The organism is Pseudomonas sp. NPDC079367 (genome assembly GCF_044542195.1).
Taxonomy (GTDB): domain Bacteria; phylum Pseudomonadota; class Gammaproteobacteria; order Pseudomonadales; family Pseudomonadaceae; genus Aquipseudomonas.
Genome location: NZ_JBITTW010000020.1, coordinates 61,128 through 81,605, shown reverse-complemented (window position 1 = coordinate 81,605; position 20,478 = coordinate 61,128). Strand labels below are relative to the sequence as shown.

At 60.0% G+C, this 20,478-nt stretch carries 24 protein-coding genes; 15 read left to right on the top strand and 9 right to left on the bottom strand.

Annotated features, from left to right (window positions below):
• The first annotated feature begins 29 nt into the window (after positions 1 to 29).
• The 6 genes from ACIGDJ_RS16965 to ACIGDJ_RS16940 all read left to right on the top strand — a co-directional run bounded on the left by ACIGDJ_RS16965 (position 30) and on the right by ACIGDJ_RS16940 (position 5,444).
• Complete coding sequence (locus ACIGDJ_RS16965; RefSeq protein WP_101159618.1) at positions 30 to 1,523, top strand: acetyl-CoA hydrolase/transferase family protein; 1,494 nt, start codon at positions 30 to 32, stop codon at positions 1,521 to 1,523.
• A 321-nt stretch (positions 1,524 to 1,844) separates the two neighbouring features.
• Positions 1,845 to 2,060, top strand: a complete 216-nt coding sequence (locus tag ACIGDJ_RS16960; RefSeq protein WP_007911656.1) for a DUF1127 domain-containing protein — start codon at positions 1,845 to 1,847, stop codon at positions 2,058 to 2,060.
• Positions 2,061 to 2,394: 334 nt separating this feature from the next.
• Positions 2,395 to 2,712, top strand: coding sequence for a DUF2388 domain-containing protein (locus ACIGDJ_RS16955; RefSeq protein ID WP_101159619.1), 318 nt, complete (start codon positions 2,395 to 2,397; stop codon positions 2,710 to 2,712).
• A gap of 108 nt (positions 2,713 to 2,820) precedes the next feature.
• Entirely contained in the window at positions 2,821 to 3,138 is a 318-nt protein-coding gene (locus ACIGDJ_RS16950) for a DUF2388 domain-containing protein (protein WP_397479293.1), read from the top strand.
• Positions 3,139 to 3,165: 27 nt separating this feature from the next.
• Positions 3,166 to 3,486, top strand: a complete 321-nt coding sequence (locus ACIGDJ_RS16945; RefSeq protein ID WP_039757071.1) for a DUF2388 domain-containing protein — start codon at positions 3,166 to 3,168, stop codon at positions 3,484 to 3,486.
• Positions 3,483 to 5,444, top strand: a complete 1,962-nt coding sequence (locus ACIGDJ_RS16940) for a DUF4105 domain-containing protein (RefSeq protein ID WP_397479294.1) — start codon at positions 3,483 to 3,485, stop codon at positions 5,442 to 5,444. Before ACIGDJ_RS16945 ends, ACIGDJ_RS16940 begins: the two co-directional genes overlap by 4 nt.
• A gap of 57 nt (positions 5,445 to 5,501) precedes the next feature.
• Here ACIGDJ_RS16940 and trpA read toward each other — a convergent pair whose 3' ends face one another.
• Complete coding sequence (gene trpA / locus ACIGDJ_RS16935) at positions 5,502 to 6,311, bottom strand: tryptophan synthase subunit alpha (RefSeq protein WP_397479295.1); 810 nt, start codon at positions 6,309 to 6,311, stop codon at positions 5,502 to 5,504.
• A complete protein-coding gene (trpB, locus tag ACIGDJ_RS16930; protein ID WP_101159622.1) occupies positions 6,311 to 7,543 on the bottom strand; it encodes a tryptophan synthase subunit beta in 1,233 nt (410 codons plus the stop codon). The genes trpA and trpB overlap by 1 nt, the downstream gene beginning before the upstream one ends.
• A 113-nt stretch (positions 7,544 to 7,656) precedes the next feature.
• Here trpB and ACIGDJ_RS16925 point away from each other — a divergent pair, with 113 nt between their 5' ends.
• Positions 7,657 to 8,574: a LysR family transcriptional regulator gene (locus ACIGDJ_RS16925; RefSeq protein WP_397479296.1), complete on the top strand. Its 918-nt coding sequence runs from the start codon at positions 7,657 to 7,659 to the stop codon at positions 8,572 to 8,574.
• On the opposite strand, the gene ACIGDJ_RS16920 is transcribed toward ACIGDJ_RS16925, so the two are convergent.
• A complete protein-coding gene (locus ACIGDJ_RS16920; RefSeq protein WP_039757078.1) occupies positions 8,547 to 8,873 on the bottom strand; it encodes a YqjD family protein in 327 nt (108 codons plus the stop codon). The genes ACIGDJ_RS16925 and ACIGDJ_RS16920 overlap by 28 nt on opposite strands.
• Before the next feature lie 166 nt (positions 8,874 to 9,039).
• Here ACIGDJ_RS16920 and ACIGDJ_RS16915 point away from each other — a divergent pair, with 166 nt between their 5' ends.
• Positions 9,040 to 9,255 (top strand): dodecin, encoded by a 216-nt coding sequence (locus tag ACIGDJ_RS16915; protein WP_039757080.1) that lies wholly within the window; start codon positions 9,040 to 9,042, stop codon positions 9,253 to 9,255.
• A 129-nt stretch (positions 9,256 to 9,384) separates the two neighbouring features.
• Positions 9,385 to 9,609, top strand: coding sequence for a DUF1161 domain-containing protein (locus tag ACIGDJ_RS16910; RefSeq protein WP_071173980.1), 225 nt, complete (start codon positions 9,385 to 9,387; stop codon positions 9,607 to 9,609).
• A gap of 164 nt (positions 9,610 to 9,773) precedes the next feature.
• Here ACIGDJ_RS16910 and ACIGDJ_RS16905 read toward each other — a convergent pair whose 3' ends face one another.
• Complete coding sequence (locus ACIGDJ_RS16905) at positions 9,774 to 10,775, bottom strand: LLM class flavin-dependent oxidoreductase (protein ID WP_056791299.1); 1,002 nt, start codon at positions 10,773 to 10,775, stop codon at positions 9,774 to 9,776.
• Positions 10,776 to 11,016: 241 nt separating this feature from the next.
• Between ACIGDJ_RS16905 and ACIGDJ_RS16900 the strand changes: the two genes are divergently transcribed.
• Both ACIGDJ_RS16900 and ACIGDJ_RS16895 read left to right on the top strand, forming a co-directional pair.
• Positions 11,017 to 11,448 carry an OsmC family protein gene (locus tag ACIGDJ_RS16900; RefSeq protein ID WP_101159624.1) on the top strand — a complete coding sequence of 144 codons (432 nt, stop codon included), beginning with the start codon at positions 11,017 to 11,019 and terminating at the stop codon, positions 11,446 to 11,448.
• A 240-nt stretch (positions 11,449 to 11,688) separates the two neighbouring features.
• Positions 11,689 to 11,928 carry a DUF1161 domain-containing protein gene (locus tag ACIGDJ_RS16895; RefSeq protein WP_101159625.1) on the top strand — a complete coding sequence of 80 codons (240 nt, stop codon included), beginning with the start codon at positions 11,689 to 11,691 and terminating at the stop codon, positions 11,926 to 11,928.
• A gap of 7 nt (positions 11,929 to 11,935) precedes the next feature.
• Here ACIGDJ_RS16895 and ACIGDJ_RS16890 read toward each other — a convergent pair whose 3' ends face one another.
• Positions 11,936 to 12,355: a hypothetical protein gene (locus ACIGDJ_RS16890; protein ID WP_101159626.1), complete on the bottom strand. Its 420-nt coding sequence runs from the start codon at positions 12,353 to 12,355 to the stop codon at positions 11,936 to 11,938.
• A gap of 43 nt (positions 12,356 to 12,398) precedes the next feature.
• Positions 12,399 to 12,821 (bottom strand): hypothetical protein, encoded by a 423-nt coding sequence (locus ACIGDJ_RS16885; protein WP_125917044.1) that lies wholly within the window; start codon positions 12,819 to 12,821, stop codon positions 12,399 to 12,401.
• 58 nt (positions 12,822 to 12,879) lie between these two features.
• Here ACIGDJ_RS16885 and ACIGDJ_RS16880 point away from each other — a divergent pair, with 58 nt between their 5' ends.
• Positions 12,880 to 13,956, top strand: a complete 1,077-nt coding sequence (locus tag ACIGDJ_RS16880; RefSeq protein ID WP_313000553.1) for an aminopeptidase — start codon at positions 12,880 to 12,882, stop codon at positions 13,954 to 13,956.
• A gap of 97 nt (positions 13,957 to 14,053) precedes the next feature.
• Here ACIGDJ_RS16880 and ACIGDJ_RS16875 read toward each other — a convergent pair whose 3' ends face one another.
• Together ACIGDJ_RS16875 and ACIGDJ_RS16870 are read right to left on the bottom strand one after the other, a co-directional pair.
• Complete coding sequence (locus ACIGDJ_RS16875; RefSeq protein ID WP_101159629.1) at positions 14,054 to 14,707, bottom strand: HAD family hydrolase; 654 nt, start codon at positions 14,705 to 14,707, stop codon at positions 14,054 to 14,056.
• Positions 14,708 to 14,735: 28 nt separating this feature from the next.
• Positions 14,736 to 15,281, bottom strand: a complete 546-nt coding sequence (locus ACIGDJ_RS16870) for a gamma carbonic anhydrase family protein (RefSeq protein WP_313000548.1) — start codon at positions 15,279 to 15,281, stop codon at positions 14,736 to 14,738.
• Between the two features lie 89 nt (positions 15,282 to 15,370).
• On the opposite strand from ACIGDJ_RS16870, the gene prlC reads away from it, so the two are divergent.
• The 3 genes from prlC (at position 15,371) to ACIGDJ_RS16855 (ending at position 19,823) form a co-directional block, all read left to right on the top strand.
• Positions 15,371 to 17,422, top strand: coding sequence for an oligopeptidase A (gene prlC, locus ACIGDJ_RS16865; RefSeq protein WP_397504575.1), 2,052 nt, complete (start codon positions 15,371 to 15,373; stop codon positions 17,420 to 17,422).
• Positions 17,419 to 17,703, top strand: a complete 285-nt coding sequence (locus ACIGDJ_RS16860; RefSeq protein WP_101159631.1) for a YheV family putative zinc ribbon protein — start codon at positions 17,419 to 17,421, stop codon at positions 17,701 to 17,703. The genes prlC and ACIGDJ_RS16860 overlap by 4 nt, the downstream gene beginning before the upstream one ends.
• Positions 17,704 to 17,795: 92 nt before the next feature.
• Positions 17,796 to 19,823 (top strand): M3 family metallopeptidase, encoded by a 2,028-nt coding sequence (locus ACIGDJ_RS16855; protein ID WP_397479298.1) that lies wholly within the window; start codon positions 17,796 to 17,798, stop codon positions 19,821 to 19,823.
• An 8-nt stretch (positions 19,824 to 19,831) separates the two neighbouring features.
• Here the strand turns inward: ACIGDJ_RS16855 and ACIGDJ_RS16850 are convergent, their stop codons facing one another.
• Positions 19,832 to 20,476 carry a tyrosine-protein phosphatase gene (locus ACIGDJ_RS16850; protein WP_397479299.1) on the bottom strand — a complete coding sequence of 215 codons (645 nt, stop codon included), beginning with the start codon at positions 20,474 to 20,476 and terminating at the stop codon, positions 19,832 to 19,834.
• Positions 20,477 to 20,478 lie beyond the last annotated feature (2 nt).

Genomic DNA, 20,478 nt, shown 5'->3' with positions numbered 1-20,478 from the left:
CTGCTACTCGTTGCCCGAGATAATAATCCATGTACCGTGACCGTATTCGCCTGCCTTCGTTGTTGGACAAAGTGATGAGCGCTGCCGACGCCGCTGCTCTGATTGAGGACGGCATGACCGTCGGCATGAGCGGTTTCACCCGCGCCGGCGAAGCCAAGGCCGTTCCCCACGCACTGGCCGAGCGCGCCAAGGTCACGCCGCTGAAGATCAGCCTGATGACCGGCGCCAGTCTGGGCAACGACCTTGACAAGCAACTGACCGAGGCCGGCGTGCTGTCGCGGCGTATGCCGTTTCAGGTCGACAGTACGTTGCGCAAGGCAATCAACGCCGGCGAAGTGATGTTCATCGACCAGCATCTCTCGGAAACGGTAGAGCAATTGCGCAACCAACAGTTGAAGCTGCCGGACATTGCCGTCATCGAGGCAGTCGCCATCACCGAACAAGGCCATATCGTGCCGACCACTTCGGTGGGCAACTCGGCCAGCTTCGCGATCTTCGCCAAACAAGTGATCGTCGAGATCAACCTGGCCCACAACGCCAACCTCGAAGGCCTGCACGACATCTATATCCCGACTTACCGCCCGACGCGCACGCCAATCCCGCTGGTAAAAGTCGACGATCGCATCGGCAGTACGGCGATTCCGATTCCGCCTGAAAAGATCGTTGCGATTGTCATCACCCAGCAGTCGGACTCGCCGTCCACCGTGTCAGTACCGGACGTTGATACCCATGCCATTGCTGAACACCTGATCACCTTCTTCAAGCAGGAAGTTGCGGCCGGGCGCATGACCAACAAGCTCGGCCCGCTGCAGGCCGGCATCGGCAACATTGCCAACGCGGTGATGTGTGGCTTGATCGACTCGCCGTTCGAAGACCTGACCATGTATTCCGAAGTGCTGCAGGACTCGACCTTCGACCTGATCGACGCCGGCAAGCTGAGCTTCGCCTCAGGCAGCTCGATCACCTTGTCCGAGCGGCGCAACAGCGACGTGTTCGGCAACCTGGAAAAGTACAAGGACAAGCTGATTCTACGGCCGCAGGAGATCTCCAATCATCCCGAGGTGGTGCGCCGCCTGGGCATCATCGGCATCAACACCGCGCTGGAATTCGATATCTACGGCAACGTCAATTCCACCCATGTCTGCGGCACGCGGATGATGAACGGCATCGGCGGTTCGGGCGATTTCGCGCGCAATGCGCATCTGGCGGTGTTCGTGACCAAGTCGATCGCCAAGGGCGGCGCCATTTCCAGTGTGGTGCCGATGGTCAGCCACGTCGACCATACCGAGCATGACGTCGACATTCTGGTGACCGAAGTCGGGCTGGCCGATTTGCGCGGCCTGGCGCCACGCGAGCGAGCGCGGGTGATCATCGACAACTGCGTGCACCCGGACTTTCGTCCGGCACTGAATGATTACTTCAGCGCTGCTTGCGCTGTTGGCGGTCACACCCCACATATTTTGCGCGAAGCCCTGAGCTGGCATATGAACCTGGAAGAAACCGGGCGCATGCTTGCGGTGTAAATCACACAGATCAACACCGGCGCAAACACAATTTGCGTCGGTGGGAAGATTAGCTGAAGCATAGCCGTATAAAACTGTACTACTGTACTGGTCATTTCCTACAGCAAAACCCTACACGAGCTCTCTAAAAAGGCAAAATCGCACCATTAATGTGCGGACAGGTACAGTTTGCCCAATTTCGACCCGTACACCATCCATAAACAGTTAACTGCTCACTCACAATACAAATGAACTGTATCTACAGAGACTATCCAAACGAGAGGATCATGGGCACCAGTCAAACCACTACCTGATCCCGCCACAAGCGGAAGGATGTCAACCATGGAACGTACACTCAGTTCCGAACTGTTCTTCGAAGACAAAGCTGTAAACACCCAGGCTTCCCTGCCTCTGCGCGTTATTGCCAACCTGATGTTGTGGCAGCGCCGCATCTCCAGCCGCCATCAATTGGCCCGTCTGGATTCGCGTTTGCTGGCTGACGCCGGCATCAGCGAAGCTCAACGCTACGAAGAGCTGAGCAAGCCGTTCTGGCGCTAAGCAGCGTCGCTGGCTCTGGTCGCAAGACCCACCGCCAGCAACCCGAATTGCACAAGCAGAACCCGTCGTGGGCAACCACGACGGGTTTTGTCGTTTCAGGGGCCTTGAATGCTCTAAAACGCATAAATGAACGAGCACAAGTACAATTTACGAACAGATTAACTACCACCAGTACAGTTATTCAGAGACTTTGGAGTATCACTGGCCACCACTGGGCGAACCGCATCTGGCAGCCTAATATCCATGCAGAACGTGGCGAACGTTGCGCAAAAGGCGTCTGACTCCTCAGATACCGAGCCACCTCTCACTACGGTTTATCCAAAGGAGTTTCACCATGACCCGTCTTCGTCTGCTCAGTGCCGCTGCCCTGTTGGCGGTAGCTGCCAACGCCAACGCTACCAGCTTCATCGTGACCACCGACTCGATCGTCGGCGCGCTGAAAGCCACATCCGACGCCACTTCCGATGTGACCTCCTCGTTCCGTGACGACAAGATCGTCCTCGCTGCCCGAGACGACGCTGCCAGCTTCGTAGCCAGCGAAGGCGATATCCGTGGGGTGAAGCTGGAAAGCGCGCTCGACCACATCCGCCATCAGGCGCCTCAACTCAATGCCACCGATGCCCAATTGGCTCAGGCCATTCTGACCCTCTGATCGTTCGCTGCATTGCGGGACACGCCAGCCGTGTCCCGATGTTTCAAGGCTGGCTCTGGCCCGGGCATTTGCGCTAGCCTTCAGGCTCGTTAACAGTTGTCGAGTCCCATGCGCATTCTTCCAACTCTGCTCATCTCTTCTACTTTATTCACGGCCTGCTGGGCGATGTCCGCCAACGCCTTCGATGCTTTCAATGCGTCGACTCAAGGCACGGTTGTCAGCGGTTACGCGACCAGCATGGTGTCTTCTGCGCCGTTCGACCGTAAACTGCTGCTCGCCGCCCATGATGACGCGGCGGCCTTCGTCGCCAGTGACGGTGAATGGCGAGGCGCACGGCTGGAATCCGCGCTGCATTACCTGCGCAAAACCCGGCCGAAACTTCATGCCAGCGACCTTGAACTGGCAGAGGCAATTCTCGTCCAATAGTTATCCTTGTCCTTCCGGAGTCGTTCCATGCGTAGCCCGCTGATTGCTGCCGCCCTTGGCCTGTTTGTGTTGGCCGATGTGGCCCAGGCGCACACCCTGGTAGCCACCAGTAACATCATCGTTCGTGCCTCCCAGCGCACCATCGATTTCACCTCTGATACCACCACGTCGATTCGCGATTCGAAAATCATCCGCGAAGCCCACGACGACGCCGCCAGTTTCGTCGCCAGCAACGGCGACATCCGTGGTGCGCACCTCGAAGCCGCCCTCAACACCTTGCGTACTCGTGTGCCGGAAGCGCGCGACGCCAGTGATCAGGTACTCGCCGAAGCCATCCTCGCACTGTGAGGTCCGTTGGCGCCTGGCTGCTGGCCGGAGCGTTGTTGCTGCTTGGCAACAGCGCCCACGCCGGCCTGCAATTGCGGCTCAAGACCGAGGGTCTGAGCCCGGCTCAACAACAGGCCAGTCAGGCGCTGATCGATGAGGCCATGACGAAACTGCCGCCGAGCTTCATCGAGCGGCTGGATCGGCGTATCGATGTCGGCTGGAACGACGACATGCCTGCCAATGCTTACGGCCAGGCGACGCTGGTATCCGAGCTCGATCTGAATCGCAAGCTGCTCGCCGGTCTCACCGATGGCAGCGCGGCAAAAGAGAAAACCAATCGCCCCCACGGCACTGTGCGTCAGGAACTGCTCGCCACAGTGCTGCACGAAATCACTCATATCTACGACCGCGCGCGTTTATGGCCAAGTGTCGAGCGCACGTTGATCCAGCGCTGCACCCGGCGCTTCAACAGCGCCGGGCTGATCGGCATGCCCGATGAGTGCCGCGGGCAGAACGGTCGGCGTTTCACCATCAGCGACGACCCGCGCCTGCTCGACCTGGCCGGTTGGCAGCAATACGTCGGCCGCCGTGGCGAGCGCGAACAGCACAACCGCCAGATCGCGCGCAGCCCCGACCTTTACGAAATCTCCAGCCCCAAGGAATTTGTCGCGGTCAACATAGAGTACTTCCTCCTCGACCCGAGCTACGCCTGCCGCCGCCCGGCGCTGTATCGCTACTACAAGGAGCATTTCGGCTGGGCGCCAGCGGCCAAGGACACCTGCAGCAAGAGCTTCGCCTTTCTCAATGCGGGCAATGACTTCGCCAAGCAGCCTCTGGGGCAAGTCGATCCGGAGCGCGTCTACGCGGTCGATTACCTGCTGGCCGAGGCCAATCAGAACTGGGTCAGCCGCTGGGGCCACAGCATGCTGCGCCTGGTCATTTGCGCGCCCGGTCGTCCTCGCGGCCCGGACTGCCGCCTCGATCTGGATCAGCACCTGGTGCTGTCCTATCGCGCCTTCGTAGGCGATGTGCAGTTGTCGAGCTGGGACGGACTGGTCGGCAAATACCCGTCGCGGCTGTTCGTGTTGCCGCTGGCGCAAGTGATCGACGAATACACCAAAACCGAATTGCGCAGCCTCGCTTCGGTGCCGCTGAACCTGTCTCGTGAGGAAATCGAAGGCGTCGTCGAACATGCTGCCGAGATGCACTGGAGCTACGACGGCAACTATTTCTTCCTGTCCAACAACTGCGCGGTAGAAGGCTTGAAACTGTTGCGCAGCGGCAGCAATAACAGCCAACTGGTCGGCCTCGACAGCATCATGCCCAACGGTTTGCTGGAAGTGCTCAAAGGCCGTGGCCTGGCCGACACCAGCGTGCTCGACGATCCGAAAGAAGCTTTGCGCCTGGGTTATCGCTTCGACTCGTTCCGCGATCGTTATCAAGCGATGTTCGATGTGCTGAAGAAGCAACTACCGATCAAGCAGACCACCGTCGAAGACTGGCTGTCACTCAGCGCTGAACAACGCCGCGAATGGTTCGACCGCGCCGACCTGCGCACCAGTGCCGCGCTGTTGCTGCTCGAGCAGGCGAGTTTCCGCCGGCAGTTGTTGCTGGCCCAGGATGAGGTCAAGCAACGCTATCTCGGCGCCCGCGAGCTGGAAAATGGCGGCATGGACAAAGCCAACGCGACCCTGCAGGAGATCCTCGCCAACAGTGGCTTCCTCAGCCGCCCGGCGGAATTGCTCGACTCCAAAGGTTACGGACTGCCGCAGCCGAGCGAGTTTGGCCGACTGGAAGCGGAAAGCAGCCAGCGGCAGAAGAAGCTGCTGGCGCTGTCCGGCGACCTTGATAGCGAAGTGCGCAAGCTGCTCGAACCCAAGCGCGCCGCCGAGATTGCCGCCAGCGAGGCCAACGTCAAGCAGATCGGCGAGCATTTGCGCAAACTGCACAAGGCCTCGGGCGGACTGCAATTACCATGAGCACAAAAAAGGCTTCAGAACGCTTGTTCTGAAGCCTTTTTATTTTCCTCTGCGGTCTTAGACGCGCGCTTTGCGCACGCCTTGGGACAGCGCCGAACACAGACTCAACACGCCATCGATGGCCTGCTCAGGCGTATCGGCGCTGGCGATGTGATCAATCAACGCTGAGCCCACCACCACGCCGTCAGCCAGACGCGCGATGGCCGCAGCCTGCTCCGGTGTTCGGATACCGAAACCGATGCTGATCGGCAAATCGGTATGCCGACGCAGACGTGCAACCGCCTCTTCCACATGCTCCAGGGTCGCCGCACCGGCGCCAGTGACGCCGGCCACCGACACGTAATAGACGAAACCGGAACTGCCATTGAGCACGCGGGGCAGACGCGCGTCGTCGGTGGTCGGCGTGGTCAGGCGAATGAAATTCAGACCGGCAGCCTGCGCCGGGTCGCACAGTTCTTCGTTGTGCTCTGGCGGCATGTCGACCACGATCAGGCCATCGACGCCGGCATCCTTGGCGTCGGCGATGAAACGCTCGACGCCGAACTTATGGATCGGGTTGAAATAACCCATCAACACCAGCGGCGTGTCGCTGTTGCCTTCGCGGAACTCGCGAACCATTCGCAGGGTTTTCAGCAGATTCTGTTTGGCGCCCAGTGCGCGAATGTTGGCCAACTGGATTGCCGGGCCATCGGCCATCGGATCGGTGAACGGCATGCCCAGTTCGATCACATCGGCGCCCGCCGCCGGCAAGCCTTTGAGAATCGCCAGCGAAGTGTCGTAGTCAGGATCGCCAGCGGTGACGAAAGTCACCAGCGCGGCGCGGTTCTGTTGCTTGAGGTCGGCAAAGCGGGTTTGCAGGCGGCTCATCAGTGTTTCTCCTGCTGCGACTGTTGCATATGGTGCATTACGGTTTGCATGTCCTTGTCACCACGGCCCGAGAGGTTGACCACCATCAGGTGTTCCTTCGGCAGATTCGGTGCGCGTTTGAACACTTCCGCCAGGGCGTGAGCGCTTTCAAGGGCAGGAATGATTCCCTCCAGACGGCAGCATTTGTGGAACGCTTCGAGCGCTTCATCGTCAGTCACCGAGGTGTACTGGACGCGGCCGATGTCATGCAACCAGGCGTGTTCAGGGCCGATGCCCGGATAGTCGAGGCCGGCGGAAATCGAGTGGGCGTCGATGATCTGGCCATCGTCGTCCTGCAGCAGGAAGGTGCGGTTACCGTGCAGCACGCCCGGCACACCGCCGTTGAGACTGGCCGCGTGCTTGCCGGTTTCGATGCCGTAACCGGCGGCTTCGACGCCGATGATCTCAACGCTCTTGTCGTCGAGGAACGGGTGGAACAGGCCCATGGCGTTGGAACCGCCACCGATGCACGCCACCAGGCTGTCCGGCAGACGACCTTCCTGAGCTTGCAGTTGATCGCGGGTTTCCTTGCCGATGACGGCCTGGAAGTCGCGGACCATTGCTGGATAAGGGTGTGGGCCGGCCACAGTGCCGATCAGATAGAAGGTGTTGTCGACGTTGGTCACCCAGTCACGCAGGGCTTCGTTCATCGCGTCTTTCAGGGTGCCGGTGCCAGCCACGACCGGAATGACTTCAGCGCCGAGCAGCTTCATCCGGAAGACGTTGGCCTGCTGACGTTCGATGTCGGTGGTGCCCATGTAGATCACGCAATCGAGACCGAAACGCGCAGCAACGGTGGCCGTGGCCACGCCGTGCATGCCGGCGCCGGTTTCGGCGATGATGCGCTTCTTGCCCATGCGCCGCGCCAGCAGAATCTGGCCGATGCAGTTGTTGATCTTGTGCGCGCCGGTGTGGTTCAGCTCTTCACGCTTGAGGTAGATCTTCGCACCGCCGCAGAACTCAGTCAGGCGTTCGGCGAAATACAGCGGGCTCGGACGTCCGACGTAATCACGCTGGAAGTAGGCCAATTCTTCCTTGAATGCCGGATCTTCCTTGGCCGCTTCGTATTCGCGGGCCAGGTCGAGGATCAACGGCATCAGGGTTTCCGCTACATAACGGCCACCGAACGCACCAAAAAGGCCGTTGGCGTCAGGGCCGTTACGCAGATCAGAGGTGTTCGAAGTCTGGGTCATGGGTCGCTCCAGGTGAATTCGGCCAGAAGGCAATGACGCCCACTCTACCTCTGACGCTCTGGACTGAAAACCGATAAGATCGCCGAAACCTGTCAGGAAAACTCACAGATACCATGAACCACGACCTTCCCCCGTTGAATGCCTTGCGCGCCTTCGAGGCCACCGCCCGCCTGAACAGCGTTAGCCAGGCCGCCGAGCAGCTGCATGTCACCCACGGCGCGGTCAGCCGCCAGCTCAAGGTGCTTGAGGAACATCTCGGCGTGAGCCTGTTCGTCAAGGATGGGCGCGGCTTGAAACTCACAGATGCCGGCGTGCGCCTGCGCGATGCCAGCGCTGAGGCGTTCGACCGGTTGCGCAGTGTTTGTGCGGAATTGACCCAAAGCACTGCCGATGCGCCGTTTGTGCTCGGGTGTTCCGGTAGCCTGCTGGCGCGCTGGTTTATTCCGCGCCTGGGGCGGCTGAATGCCGATCTGCCGGACTTGCGTTTGCACCTGTCTGCCGGTGAAGGCGACCTCGATCCAAGGCGCCCGGGACTGGATGCGCTGTTGCTGTTCGCCGAGCCGCCGTGGCCAGCCGATATGCAGGTCTATGAACTGGCGGCGGAACGCATTGGCCCGGTCATGAGCCCGTTGTTCAGCGGCTATCGAAAGCTGCAAGTCGCTGGCGCCGCAGAACTGCTCAACGAGCCCTTGCTGCACACCACGTCTCGCCCGCAGGCCTGGCCCAGCTGGGCGCAGGAAAACAACCTCGACGCCAAGGCGTTAAAGCTCGGGCAAGGATTCGAGCATTTGTATTATTTGCTGGAAGCGGCTGTTGCAGGTCTCGGTGTAGCAATCGCACCGGAGCCATTGGTAATCGAAGATCTGAAGGCGGGTCGCCTGGTTGCGCCGTGGGGCTTCTGCGAAACCCCGGCGCAACTGGCGTTGTGGCTACCCAAGCGCGCCGCGGACGGGCGCGCTCGGCAACTGGCGCAGTGGCTCAAAAACGAGCTGCGCCAGCCTGATCACTCACCGCGTTTGAACAGAAAATAGGCAGCAAGCAAGCCGATTGCACCGACAGCCACGCCGGCTGTGGTCCATGGGTGTTCCTGGGCGTAGTCACGCGTGGCGATGCCGGTCTCGCGGGTTTTGACTTTGACTTCTTCATAGGCGTCGCTGAGCAGGTGACGCGAGTGCTTCAGCGCACTTTCAGCATTGCTTTTCAGCGCCTTGAGGGTCTTGCGCGACTCGTCCGAAGCATCGTCTTTCAAGCTTTCCAACGATTTGAGCAGACTCTCGATCTCGGCTTCCATGCTTTGCAACGAGGCTTTACGTAAAGAGGTGTTGGCCATGGTGGCTCTCCTGCATTGGTGATGAGTGGCGTGTGTTGGTTGGGACTTCAGCATGTCGAGAAAGTGCAGAAATTCTGAACTTCGGCAGCGTAGCGGCGCCGAAATCAACAGTGCAATTGCCTGCTAGGCTCAATTTCACACGCCATTCCAACCCAAGGAGATCGCCATGAGTGACCATCACACGTACAAGAAAGTCGAACTGGTCGGTTCGTCCACCACCAGCATCGAAGACGCCATCAACAATGCGCTGGCCGAGGCCAACAAGACCCTGCGCAATCTGGAATGGTTTGAAGTGACCGAAACCCGTGGCCATATCGAAAACGGCCAGGTGGCGCACTTTCAGGTCACGCTGAAGGTCGGCTTCAAAATTGTCGCCAGCTGAGTTTGGTCCGGTCTTCTGAACTTGCGCGCTGGCCGAGTGCCATAGGGAATGGCAAAGCGCTACAAGGTGAGCGTATCGGGTAGATGACTCGATGCCCGCCTCTTTCAATCCGACCAGGGAGTGCGACCGATGAAGAAGTTCATGTTGGCAGTAGGTTTGTTAAGCCTTGCGGGTGGTGCGTTTGCAGCCGGCAAGCCATGTGAAGAACTGAAAAGCGAAATCGCAGCCAAGCTCGACGCCAAAGGCGTTTCCGGTTATTCGCTGGAGGTTGTCGACAAGGGCGCAGCGGCTGACGGTGACGTCGTCGGCAGTTGCGAAGGCGGAAGCAAGGACATCGTCTACAAGCGCGGTTGATTGCGTCTGAAATACAAAAGCCGACGTGGATGCGTCGGCTTTTTTGTGGGCGATGATTTTCCGGGCAGGAGCTGCAGCATGCTGCGATCTTTTGTTCTTGATTTCAAATCACAATCAAAAGATCGCAGCCTCGTTGCACTCGACAGCTCCTACAGGGGTTCGCTTTATCCCTTCATGACTTGGGCCAGCAGTTCGTAGGAATGGATGCGATCGGCGTGTTCGTAAAGATCACTGGTGAAAATCAGCTCATCCGCCTGGGTCTGCTCGATCAACACTTCAAGTTTGGCGCGGATCTTCTGCGGGCCGCCGACCATCGCCAGGCCGAGGAAATCGCCCACCGCCTCGCGCTCATGGGGCAGCCACAGGCCGTCCATGGTTTTAACCGGCGGACGCTGCACCAGGCTCTGCCCACGCATCAGCGCAAGAATTCGCTGGTACACCGACGTCGCCAGGTAATCGGCTTGCTCGTCGGTATCCGCTGCCACCAACGGCACACCGAGCATCACGTACGGCTTGTCGAGCACCGCCGATGGCTTGAAGTGGTTGCGGTAGATGCGAATCGCCTCATGCATGAAGCGCGGCGCGAAGTGCGAGGCGAAGGCGTAAGGCAGGCCGCGCTCGCCGGCCAGTTGTGCACTGAACAGGCTCGAACCGAGCAGCCAGACCGGCACGTTGGTGCCGGTGCCGGGCATGGCGATCACCCGTTGTTCCGGCGTGCGCGGACCGAGGTAGCGCATCAGCTCGGCGACGTCTTCGGGAAAATCGTCAGCACTGCCCGAGCGTTCGCGGCGCAAAGCGCGGGCGGTCATCTGGTCTGAGCCGGGCGCGCGGCCCAATCCCAGGTCGATTCGTCCCGGGTACAGGCTCTCTAGGGTGCCGAACTGCTCGGCAATGACCAGCGGCGCATGGTTGGGCAGCATTACCCCGCCGGAACCGACACGAATCGTCGACGTGCCACCGGCGAGATAGCCGAGCAACACCGATGTCGCTGAACTGGCGATGCCGTCCATGTTGTGGTGTTCGGCGACCCAGAAGCGCGTGTAGCCGAATTTCTCGGCATGCTGCGCCAGATCCAGCGAGTTGCGCAGCGATTGCGCTGCGCTGCCGTTTTCGCGCACGGGTACCAGGTCGAGAGTGGAAAATTTAACGTCGGACAGTTTTTTCATGAACCTGCATCTCCGGGTGGGGAGGCAGGTTTTTCTTTGCGAACGAAAACCTGCCAAATCCATAAGCGTGTTTTATGGAATGAGGGCATATACCCGAGATTCAATAGCAGCGGCGAAATTTCCTACTAAAAAAGTCAACGATTCAGCCAGGCTGAACTTTGTTCCGCCGTCTATCCTCAGAAGCCTTGCTAGTAAAAACCGCGAAGGCGCGGCGTACCGCGCCACATTTGAGGAGGCAGACATGGCTATCGTGAAAAAGGCATCGGCGCATTGGGAAGGCGATCTGAAAACCGGTCTCGGCTCGATCTCCACCGAAACCGGCGTGCTGCGAGAAGCGCCGTACGGCTTCAAGGCGCGCTTTGAAGGCGGCAAAGGCACCAACCCCGAAGAACTGATCGGTGCGGCCCATGCCGGCTGCTTCTCCATGGCATTCTCGATGATTCTCGGCGATGCCGGCCTCAAGGCAGACAGTATCGACACCAACGCCGAAGTCACCCTCGATCAGGTTGAAGGTGGTTTTGCGATCACTGCAGTGAAGCTGATTCTCAAGGCGAAGATCCCGGGCGCGACTCAGCAGCAGTTTGAAGAGCTGAGCAACAAGGCCAAGGAAGGTTGCCCGGTTTCCAAGGTCCTGAATGCGAAGATCACCCTTGAGGCTTCGCTGGTCAGCTGATCCGACGTTTGCCAGGCTGACGCGTTCGCGAGCAGGCTCGCTCCCACAGGGGATTTGTGCACGTCGCAGATCCCCTGTGGGAGCGAGCCTGCTCGTGAAGGCAATCTCGAAACCAGCTCAGCGGCCGGCAATTAATACAAGGTGTGAGCAAAGTCAGAACCCGCTCTGTAAAACTGTGGTCGAATAATCGACAGCAGCTTCAGCGCACGCCCGTGCGCGCTGCCTCAAGGAGCTTCATCGATGAAACGTATTGGCTTGGCGATCCTTTGCAGTGCACTGGCCACGTCCGCTATCGCAGCCCCGAAGGACTGCGAAGAGCTCAGAAAGGAAATCGAAATCAAGATTCAGGCGAAGGCGATCCCCTCGTACACCCTGGAAATCATCACGGCGGAAGAGGCGAAGCAGCACGACTCGGCCATGATCGTCGGTTCTTGCGAGAACGGCACCAAACGAATCATTTATCAGAAAAACGATAGCTGAATGTCCGTCACGGCACGCAATTGATCTGCCGCTCGTTGGCAACTATCTGCCCCTGACGATTGATCAAGCGTGCGCTTGGCGTGAAGGCCAGCGATCGGGCCTCAAGGCGGTAACGCTGCCCGGCCTCGAAGTGTTCATAGGGCACGGTCATGTAACACAGCCGCTCTTGCGGATCGGTATCCATGCCCTGACCACCCCCGAATACTTCGAAGTCAAAGCGCACGGTGAGCTCATGACTACCGGGCGTTACCTGAAAAAACCGTCCGTCGCGCAAGCGCTGTTTATCCAGGCGCTCGGCCATCAGCACTTTGCCGCCGGGGGTAGGCATGGCGAAGTCTACCCAGGCTTTGTCTGGATCGGCCGCCGGCAGCGGGGTCTGGCAGCCGGCGAGCACACTGGCGGCGAGCAATGTCGTCAACTTGCGCATGATTCAATGTCCTGGAAACGAGGGTTTTCCAGCATAGCGCCGATCAACTGCTCTGACAGCCCGCCGGTGTGCCCTGACCAACTACCTTGCGCTGTTCGTCATAAAGCTTGGCCCAAGGCCGGAAGCCGATGCTGCCAGCCTGCAGCTGATAGCGCTGGCCGGCGTTGAAATCCTTGAATTTCACGCTCATCTGGCAATCGCGCCACAGCGGTTCGGCATTCGGGCCGATGTTGGTGGCCTCGACCGGAAATTGATAGCGAACTTTAAGCTCATGGCTGCCGGGCTGCACCTCGAAATAGCGTTTATCGATGGCCTGCGTGGCATCGACTTGCACGGCTTGCAGCGCCGTGTCGTGTTGGCGGGCGTCGAGATCAATCCAGGCTTGCGAGGGGTCGGGATCGGGCATTCCAAATCCGGCACAACCGGCCAGCGTCAGCAGGCCACCTGTCAGCATCAACATGCGCATAGCGGAGCTCCTTGAGGCGGGATAGTCTTGGGGCAGACTTTCCGGGGAATTTCTTATTTTGATCAGGCCGTTTTCCAGCCTTGGGTTACTTGATCGCGTTTTTCCGATTTTGTTTCCGGGTGTGTTGCTTTTGTTGCTCAACGGTTGCGCCGGCGTCAGCTACTACAGCCAGCTCGCCAGCGGACAACTGCAACTGCTGCGCGCGCGGGAGCCGGTCGAGAAGGTCATTGCCGACCCAGCCCGCGACGTCAAATTGCGCGCGCATCTGGCCCAATCACAGAAGGCTCGCCTGTTCGCCAGCGAGCACCTGCACCTGCCGGACAACCGAAGCTATCGCCTGTACGCCGACATTGGCCGGCCGTTCGTGGTGTGGAATGTGTTCGCCACCGAGGAGTTTTCCCTCACGCCGCAAAATCACTGCTTTCCGATTGCCGGCTGCGTGGCGTACCGCGGCTACTACAGCCAGAGCGCCGCCCGTGGCGAAGCGGCGATTCAGCGACTGGAGGGCATGGACGTATCGATCGGCGGTGTCGAGGCGTACTCGACGCTTGGCTGGTTCGATGACCCGATCCTCAACTCGATGATGGGCTGGGGCGACGAGCGGCTGGCCACGCTGATTTTTCATGAGCTGGCGCACCAGCGCTTCTATGTGAAGGACGACACCGAGTTCAACGAGTCATTTGCCACGTTTGTCGAGCAGGAAGGCACGCGGCAGTGGCGCGCGTTTCGCGGGTTGCCGGCGGAGTCGGATGCCAGGCTCAAGCAGCGTGAGCAGTTCATCAGCCTCGTTCTCGACACGCGCTCACGGCTGGAAAAACTTTATGCGCAACCATTGCCCGCCGAGCAGATGCGTGAGCGCAAAGCGGCGGAGTTCGAGCGCTTGCGCAGCGACTATCGGGTAATGCGCGACAGTCGGTGGGCCGCAGACAAGCGTTATGACGCCTGGGTCAATGCGCCGCTGAACAACGCGCGGTTGCTGCCGTTCGGGCTGTATGACCAGTGGGTGCCGGCGTTTGCGGCGTTGTTCCAGCAGGTGGGTGGGGATTGGCCGAAGTTTTATGCCGAGGTTGAACGCTTGGGGAAGTTGCCGGTTGATGAGCGCAAGTCGGCGCTCAGAGCGTTGGCAGCATCCTGATTTCACATTGGCTGAGCCGGTCTTTTCGCGAGCACACCCGCTCCCACAGGGGGAATGCATTCCAAACGCAGGAGCGGGCTTGCTCGCGAAAGCGGACTCATCCGCGCCGCAGGAATGCCTGATGCAACGCATCCAGCGTTTCAAAGTGATAAGCCGGCGCCTCGGCATTCAGCTCTTCAAAACTTCCAAACCCATAGCCCACCGCCGCTGCATCCAGGCCATTGCTGCGCGCGCCGATCAGGTCGTGCTTGCGATCGCCGATCATCAGGGTCTGCGCCGGATCCAGCCCTTCTTCCTGCAGTAAATGCGCGATCAATTCGACCTTGTTGGTCCGCGTGCCGTCCAGCTCGCTGCCGTAGATCACTTTGAAATGCCGGGCAAAATCGAAATGCCGGGCGATTTCGCGGGCAAACACCCACGGCTTGGAGGTAGCGATGTACAACTGCCGTCCCTGCCCGCTCAAGGTTTCCAGCAGCGGCGTCACGCCATCGAACACTCGATTCTCGTAGAGGCCGGTGACCTTGAAGCGCTCGCGATAGAAATTCACCGCCTCCCAGGCCTTGGCTTCGTCGAAATCGTAAAACTGCATGAACGCTTGCAGCAGCGGCGGGCCGATGAAGTGTTCCAGTTTGCTCAGATCCGGTTCGTCGATGCCGAGATTGGCCAACGCAAACTGGATGGAGCGGGTGATGCCCTCACGCGGGTCGGTCAGGGTGCCATCGAGGTCGAACAGTACAGTCTGGTAATGCATGGAAATTCCCGAGCAGGTGTAGGGCGATTCAGAGCTGGTCGTAGCCTTCGGCCAGATGCAGGTCCTTGAGCTTGACGTAGTTCGCCGCGCTGTAAGTGAAGAAGGCGTTTTCCTTGTCGGTCAGCGCCCGCACCTGTTTCACCGGGCTGCCGACATACAGAAAGCCGCTCTGCAGGCGCTTGCCCGGCGGTACCAGGCTGCCGGCGCCGATGATCACATCGTCTTCAACCACGGCGCCGTCCATGACGATGCTGCCCATGCCGATCAGCACGCGGCTGCCGACGGTGCAGCCATGCAGCATGACCTTGTGAGCGATGGTCACGTCATCGCCGATCAGCAATGGAAAACCGTCCGGGTTGAACGGGCCGGCATGGGTGATGTGCAACACGCAGCCGTCCTGCACGCTGGTGCGCGCCCCGATGCGGATACGGTGCATGTCGCCACGGATCACCGTCAGCGGCCAGACCGAGCTGTCTTCGCCAATTTCGACGTCGCCGATCACCACCGCCGAACCGTCGACGAATGCGCCTTTGCTCAAGCGGGGGGTGTGATTCTGGTATTTGCGAAGGGACACGATTAGTTCTCTCTCTGTCGCCGATAGCTGCGGTGAGTGTCGATTGTAATTAAGATGGGCGCATGTTTCTTCCAGCCAAGGTGCCAACCGTGAGCGTGAACAACCCTCTTTTGCAGTCCTACGACCTGCCGCCGTTCTCCACGATCCGTGCCGAACACGTCCTGCCCGCCATCGAAACCATCCTCGCGGACAACCGCGCCGCCATCGCCGAAATCCTCAAGACTCAAGGCAAGAACCCGACCTGGGCCGGTCTGGTATTGGCGATGGACGAACTCAACGATCGCCTCGGTGCGGCGTGGAGCCCGGTCAGCCATCTCAACGCCGTGTGCAACAGCGCCGAACTGCGTGAAGCCTACGAGTCCTGCCTGCCGGCCCTGAGCGCCTACTCCACCGAGATGGGTCAGAACCGCGAACTGTTCCAGGCCTATGAAGCATTGGCCAACAGCCCGGAAGCCGCCGGTTTCGACGTCGCGCAGAAAACCATTCTGGAACACGCGCTGCGCGACTTCCGCCTGTCGGGTATCGATCTGCCGGAAGCCGAGCAGAAGCGCTACGCCGAAGTGCAGAGCAAACTGTCCGAGCTGGGCAGCCGCTTCTCCAACCAACTGCTCGACGCCACTCAGGCGTGGACCAAGCACGTCACCGACGACGCCGCCCTCGCCGGCCTGACCGATTCGGCCAAGGCGCAAATGGCCGCCGCCGCGCAAGCCAAAGGCCTCGACGGCTGGCTGATCACCCTGGAATTCCCGAGCTATTACGCGGTGATGACCTACGCGCAGGACCGTGCGTTGCGTGAGGAAGTCTACGCCGCCTACTGCACCCGCGCCTCGGATCAAGGCCCGAACGCCGGCCAGAACGACAACGGCCCGGTGATGGAAGAGATCCTCGACCTGCGCCAGGAACTGGCGCAACTGCTGGGCTTCGCCAGTTTCGCCGAGCTGAGTCTGGCGACAAAAATGGCCGAATCCAGCGATCAGGTGCTGAGTTTCCTGCGTGATCTGGCCCAGCGCAGCAAGCCATTCGCCGCGCAGGATCTGCAACAGCTGCGCGCTTACGCCGCCGAACAGGGCTGCGCCGACCTGCAAAGCTGGGACAGCGGTTTCTACGGTGAAAAACTGCGCGAGCAGCGCTACAGCGTCGCCCAGGAAACCCTGCGCGCCTACTTCCCGATCGATAAAGTCCTCAGCGGGCTGTTCGCCATCGTTCAGCGCCTGTACGGCATCGAGATCGCCGAGCAGAAAGGCTTCGACACCTGGCACCCGGACGTACGCCTGTTCGAGATCAAGGAAAACGGCCAGCACGTCGGCCGCTTCTTCTTCGACCTGTACGCCCGCGCCAACAAGCGCGGCGGCGCCTGGATGGACGGCGCGCGCGATCGTCGCCGCACCGTCGACGGTGTGTTGCAGAACCCGGTGGCCAATCTGGTGTGCAACTTCACCCCGGCCGACAGCGGCAAACCAGCGCTGCTGACCCACGATGAAGTGACCACGCTGTTCCACGAGTTCGGCCATGGCCTGCACCACCTGCTGACCCGCGTCGAGCACGCTGGCGTATCGGGCATCAACGGCGTGGCCTGGGACGCGGTCGAGTTGCCAAGCCAGTTCATGGAAAACTGGTGCTGGGAGCCGGAAGGCCTTGCGCTGATTTCCGGCCACTACGAGACCGGCGAGCCACTGCCGCAGGACCTGCTGGAAAAAATGCTCGCGGCGAAGAACTTCCAGTCCGGCCTGATGATGGTGCGTCAGCTGGAGTTCTCGCTGTTCGACTTCGAACTGCACGCCACCCACGGTGACGGCCGCAGCGTGGCGCAAGTACTCGAAGGCGTGCGTGACGAGGTCTCGGTCATGCGTCCACCGGCGTACAACCGCTTCCCCAACAGCTTTGCGCACATCTTCGCTGGTGGTTATGCAGCGGGCTACTACAGCTACAAGTGGGCTGAAGTGTTGTCCGCCGATGCCTTCTCGAAATTCGAGGAAGACGGTGTGCTCAACGCTGACACCGGTCGGGCGTTCCGCGAAGCGATTCTGGCGCGCGGCGGCTCGCAGGCACCGATGGTGCTGTTCGTCGACTTCCGTGGCCGTGAGCCGTCGATTGACGCGCTGTTGCGCCATAGCGGCCTGAGTGAGGATTCGGCAGCATGAGCGACGGCCCTGTGATTACCAAAAAGCGCTTTATCGCCGGGGCGGTCTGCCCGGCGTGCAGCGAGCCGGACAAGTTGATGATGTGGAATGAGGACGGCGTGCCGCACCGCGAGTGCGTGGCCTGCGGTTATTCGGACACTCTGAATGAGCAAGGGCTGTCGGTGCCCAAGGAATTGGGCACGCGGGTCAATACCAGCGCGCTCAAGCCGCCAGCGGACAAGAAAGTCCAGGCGGTGCAGTTTTTCCCCAATCCGAAACTGAAGAAAAAATCTGACGAGTAAAGTCACCGCTGCGAGGTGGTATTCCTTTACCGCCTGATCTTCGCGCCTTGACCGTAGGCTGAGTTTTTCAGCCTACGGTCAAGGAAGACGCGATGCCCCCTGCCAAGCCCCTGCTGCAACGCTGGCAACTGCCGGCCTGGTCCGAGATACAAGCCGAACATCTGATCCCCGCCTTCGATGCCATCGTTGCTGACAACCAGCGGATCATCGCCGAGGTGATCGCCACGCAGACCGTCCACCCGAACTGGGATGATCTGGTGATCGCCATCGACGAAGCCGACGCACGGATCGCCGAAGCCATCGCCATCGTCGAAGTGCTCGACACGGTCAAAGGCGCTGACCCCGAATGGCTAGCGCAAAGCGCGCAGTGCAGCCTGACAGCGAAGCGCTACCGCTCGCAGAAATTTGCCAACCTGGCGCTTTATCGCACGTATCAAGGTCTGGAGCGGAGCCCGATCGCCGCTAGCTTCGATGCGTTTCGCAAGGCATCGCTGGCCAAAACCCTGCTCGGTTTCCGTCTGACAGGCATTGAATTGCCCGCCGAACAACGACAGCGGCTGGCCACGCTTACCGGCGAAATTGACCTTCAACAGCAAATATTCTTGATCAATCTGCAGCGCAGCAACGCGGCCTGGACCCGTCAGATCGACGACATTGCCACGCTTGATGGGCTGTCTGTGGAGTTCAGGGATCGATTGGCGCTCAACGCGCGTCAGGCCGGAAAAACCGGCCGGCTGCTGACGCTCGATCACAACACTTATGAATACCTGATGAAAAATGCGCGCGACCGCCGTTTGCGTGAGGCGTATTTTATCGCCTTCAACACCCGGGCCTCGGATCAGGGGCCGCATGCTGGCCGGTTTGACAACGGCCCGGTCTTGCAGAAACTGCTCGCGCTGCGCCATGAGCAAGCCCGATTGCTCGGGTTTGAGAGCTTTGCTCATTTGCGCCTTTCCCAGCAAATGGCTGCCTCACCGGTTCAGGTCGAAGCGTTCCTGAAACAGCAGATCGCGCACAATCAAGCAGCGCTGGAACAGGACACACGGGTCTTGCAGGCATTCGCCGCAACTCATGGAGTCGAAGAGTTGCAGGCCTGGGATTTCGACTATTTCGTTGAACAATGGCGCCAGCAGCATTCGGCGAGCGTACTCAAAGGCCTTCGCCAGTATTTCGCACTGGACGAAACGCTGAACCGGTTCTGCCAGTTCATCGAGCATCTGTTCGGCGTCAAACTGACCGAGCGCAAAGACCTCAGCCATTGGCACGAAACGGTGCGGCTATTGGAAGTCAGCGAATACGATCAAGTCATCGGCTTTATCTACATCGACCTCTTTCATCGTCAGGACGCACCCGACTATGCCATGACCCACACCGTGCGCGACCACCATATCAATGCAGAAGGTCGGCCGGCCCTGCCGATCGCCATCCTCCATTGTAATTTTCCGCCCATCAGCGGCGACCACCTCGGCGTGCTGTCGCACAAGGATTTGCGCGTACTGTTTCACGAGTTCGGGCATTGCCTGCAGCATGTGCTGACCCGCTCGCCTCACCATAACCTTTCGGGTATCTCGCAAATGGGCCGTGACTCAGCGGAATTCGCCGGGCAGCTGTTCGAGCAGTTCAGCCTGTCGGACGAGCTTCTTGAGTGGCTGTCCGCGCATTACCAGAACCGTGTGCCGTTGGGCCGTCCGCGGATCAACTCAGCGCTGACCGCCCTCGCAGCGCACACCAGCCGCGATACCGCGACGCTACTGCTCGAGTCACTGCTCGATCTTGAATTGCACCGCAGCGAGGCCAATGGCCGCAACGTACAACAGTGCTTCGACACGGTGCTGCAACAGATACCGCAGCTGAACCTGCCGGCCTATTGCCGGTTTGCCAACGGTTTCGATTATCTGGTCACCGGTTACGAAGCCTCGGTGTACGCCTACAAATGGTCAGGCGTGCTGGCATCCGAAGCGTTCAAGCGCGTCGAACGCGAAGGTGTGTTCAACACACAGACCGGTCGCGGACTGCGCGAAGCGTTTTTCTCCGGCGAATCGGTTTCGCTGCCGGACGCAATGGAGAAATTTCTCGGCCATCCAATACCTGCCGAACTCTTTCCAGCACGGCCGGATTAAACCGCAGGCTACTCGACGTGGGCCGACTGGAACCAGCTTTTCATGGAGCAGGTGGCGAAGGCGCTGGTGCTGCAATCACCGTTTGTCAGCGCTGTGCGCAACTTGTCGACATCCGCCTGCATCATGTAGCGAATCCCGTCCTTGAAGTGGGTGCTGTCGCCGAAACCGCCTTGGGTCATTTCGCTCAGGGCGTCCTCTTTGCTCCACCCCTGCACCACGACTCGATACATGGCCGCCATCAGCCCGCTGCGATCGGAACCGTGCTTGCAATGCATCAACACCGGGCCGCTGGCTTCGGCCGCCTGGATGGCGCGCAACGTCTTGAGCACGTCGCTGTCGTCGACATGATTAGTGCGATACGGCAACTGCACTTGCCTGACCCCAGGCGTAGACAGCCAGTCGCTGTCGGTTTCAGGCAGGAAGTTGATCACCGTGGCCACATGCAGACTGTTCAGCAATGGCACCGCGCCTCGGTTCGGCAGGGCGCTGCGATACAGGGTCGGCGACATGCGGAACAGATTGAACTGCGCCTCGACCGGCTGCGCCCACTCGGGCGGACGAGGCGACGCCGCGTCGGCCGCCTGAGCGGCACTGCCGTACAACAGCGCAACAAACGAAAAACACAACGCGGGGAACAAGTGCACTCGAGACATGC

Coding starts and splice junctions, on each gene's coding strand:
- ACIGDJ_RS16965 (WP_101159618.1), top strand. CDS start 30: ATGTACCGTGACCGTATTCGCCTGCCTTCGTTGTTGGACAAAGTGATG.
- ACIGDJ_RS16960 (WP_007911656.1), top strand. CDS start 1,845: ATGGAACGTACACTCAGTTCCGAACTGTTCTTCGAAGACAAAGCTGTA.
- ACIGDJ_RS16955 (WP_101159619.1), top strand. CDS start 2,395: ATGACCCGTCTTCGTCTGCTCAGTGCCGCTGCCCTGTTGGCGGTAGCT.
- ACIGDJ_RS16950 (WP_397479293.1), top strand. CDS start 2,821: ATGCGCATTCTTCCAACTCTGCTCATCTCTTCTACTTTATTCACGGCC.
- ACIGDJ_RS16945 (WP_039757071.1), top strand. CDS start 3,166: ATGCGTAGCCCGCTGATTGCTGCCGCCCTTGGCCTGTTTGTGTTGGCC.
- trpA (WP_397479295.1), bottom strand. CDS start 6,311: ATGAGCCGCCTGCAAACCCGCTTTGCCGACCTCAAGCAACAGAACCGC.
- trpB (WP_101159622.1), bottom strand. CDS start 7,543: ATGACCCAGACTTCGAACACCTCTGATCTGCGTAACGGCCCTGACGCC.
- ACIGDJ_RS16925 (WP_397479296.1), top strand. CDS start 7,657: ATGAACCACGACCTTCCCCCGTTGAATGCCTTGCGCGCCTTCGAGGCC.
- ACIGDJ_RS16920 (WP_039757078.1), bottom strand. CDS start 8,873: ATGGCCAACACCTCTTTACGTAAAGCCTCGTTGCAAAGCATGGAAGCC.
- ACIGDJ_RS16915 (WP_039757080.1), top strand. CDS start 9,040: ATGAGTGACCATCACACGTACAAGAAAGTCGAACTGGTCGGTTCGTCC.
- ACIGDJ_RS16910 (WP_071173980.1), top strand. CDS start 9,385: ATGAAGAAGTTCATGTTGGCAGTAGGTTTGTTAAGCCTTGCGGGTGGT.
- ACIGDJ_RS16905 (WP_056791299.1), bottom strand. CDS start 10,775: ATGAAAAAACTGTCCGACGTTAAATTTTCCACTCTCGACCTGGTACCC.
- ACIGDJ_RS16900 (WP_101159624.1), top strand. CDS start 11,017: ATGGCTATCGTGAAAAAGGCATCGGCGCATTGGGAAGGCGATCTGAAA.
- ACIGDJ_RS16895 (WP_101159625.1), top strand. CDS start 11,689: ATGAAACGTATTGGCTTGGCGATCCTTTGCAGTGCACTGGCCACGTCC.
- ACIGDJ_RS16890 (WP_101159626.1), bottom strand. CDS start 12,355: ATGCGCAAGTTGACGACATTGCTCGCCGCCAGTGTGCTCGCCGGCTGC.
- ACIGDJ_RS16885 (WP_125917044.1), bottom strand. CDS start 12,821: ATGCGCATGTTGATGCTGACAGGTGGCCTGCTGACGCTGGCCGGTTGT.
- ACIGDJ_RS16875 (WP_101159629.1), bottom strand. CDS start 14,707: ATGCATTACCAGACTGTACTGTTCGACCTCGATGGCACCCTGACCGAC.
- ACIGDJ_RS16860 (WP_101159631.1), top strand. CDS start 17,419: ATGAGCGACGGCCCTGTGATTACCAAAAAGCGCTTTATCGCCGGGGCG.
- ACIGDJ_RS16855 (WP_397479298.1), top strand. CDS start 17,796: ATGCCCCCTGCCAAGCCCCTGCTGCAACGCTGGCAACTGCCGGCCTGG.
- ACIGDJ_RS16850 (WP_397479299.1), bottom strand. CDS start 20,476: ATGTCTCGAGTGCACTTGTTCCCCGCGTTGTGTTTTTCGTTTGTTGCG.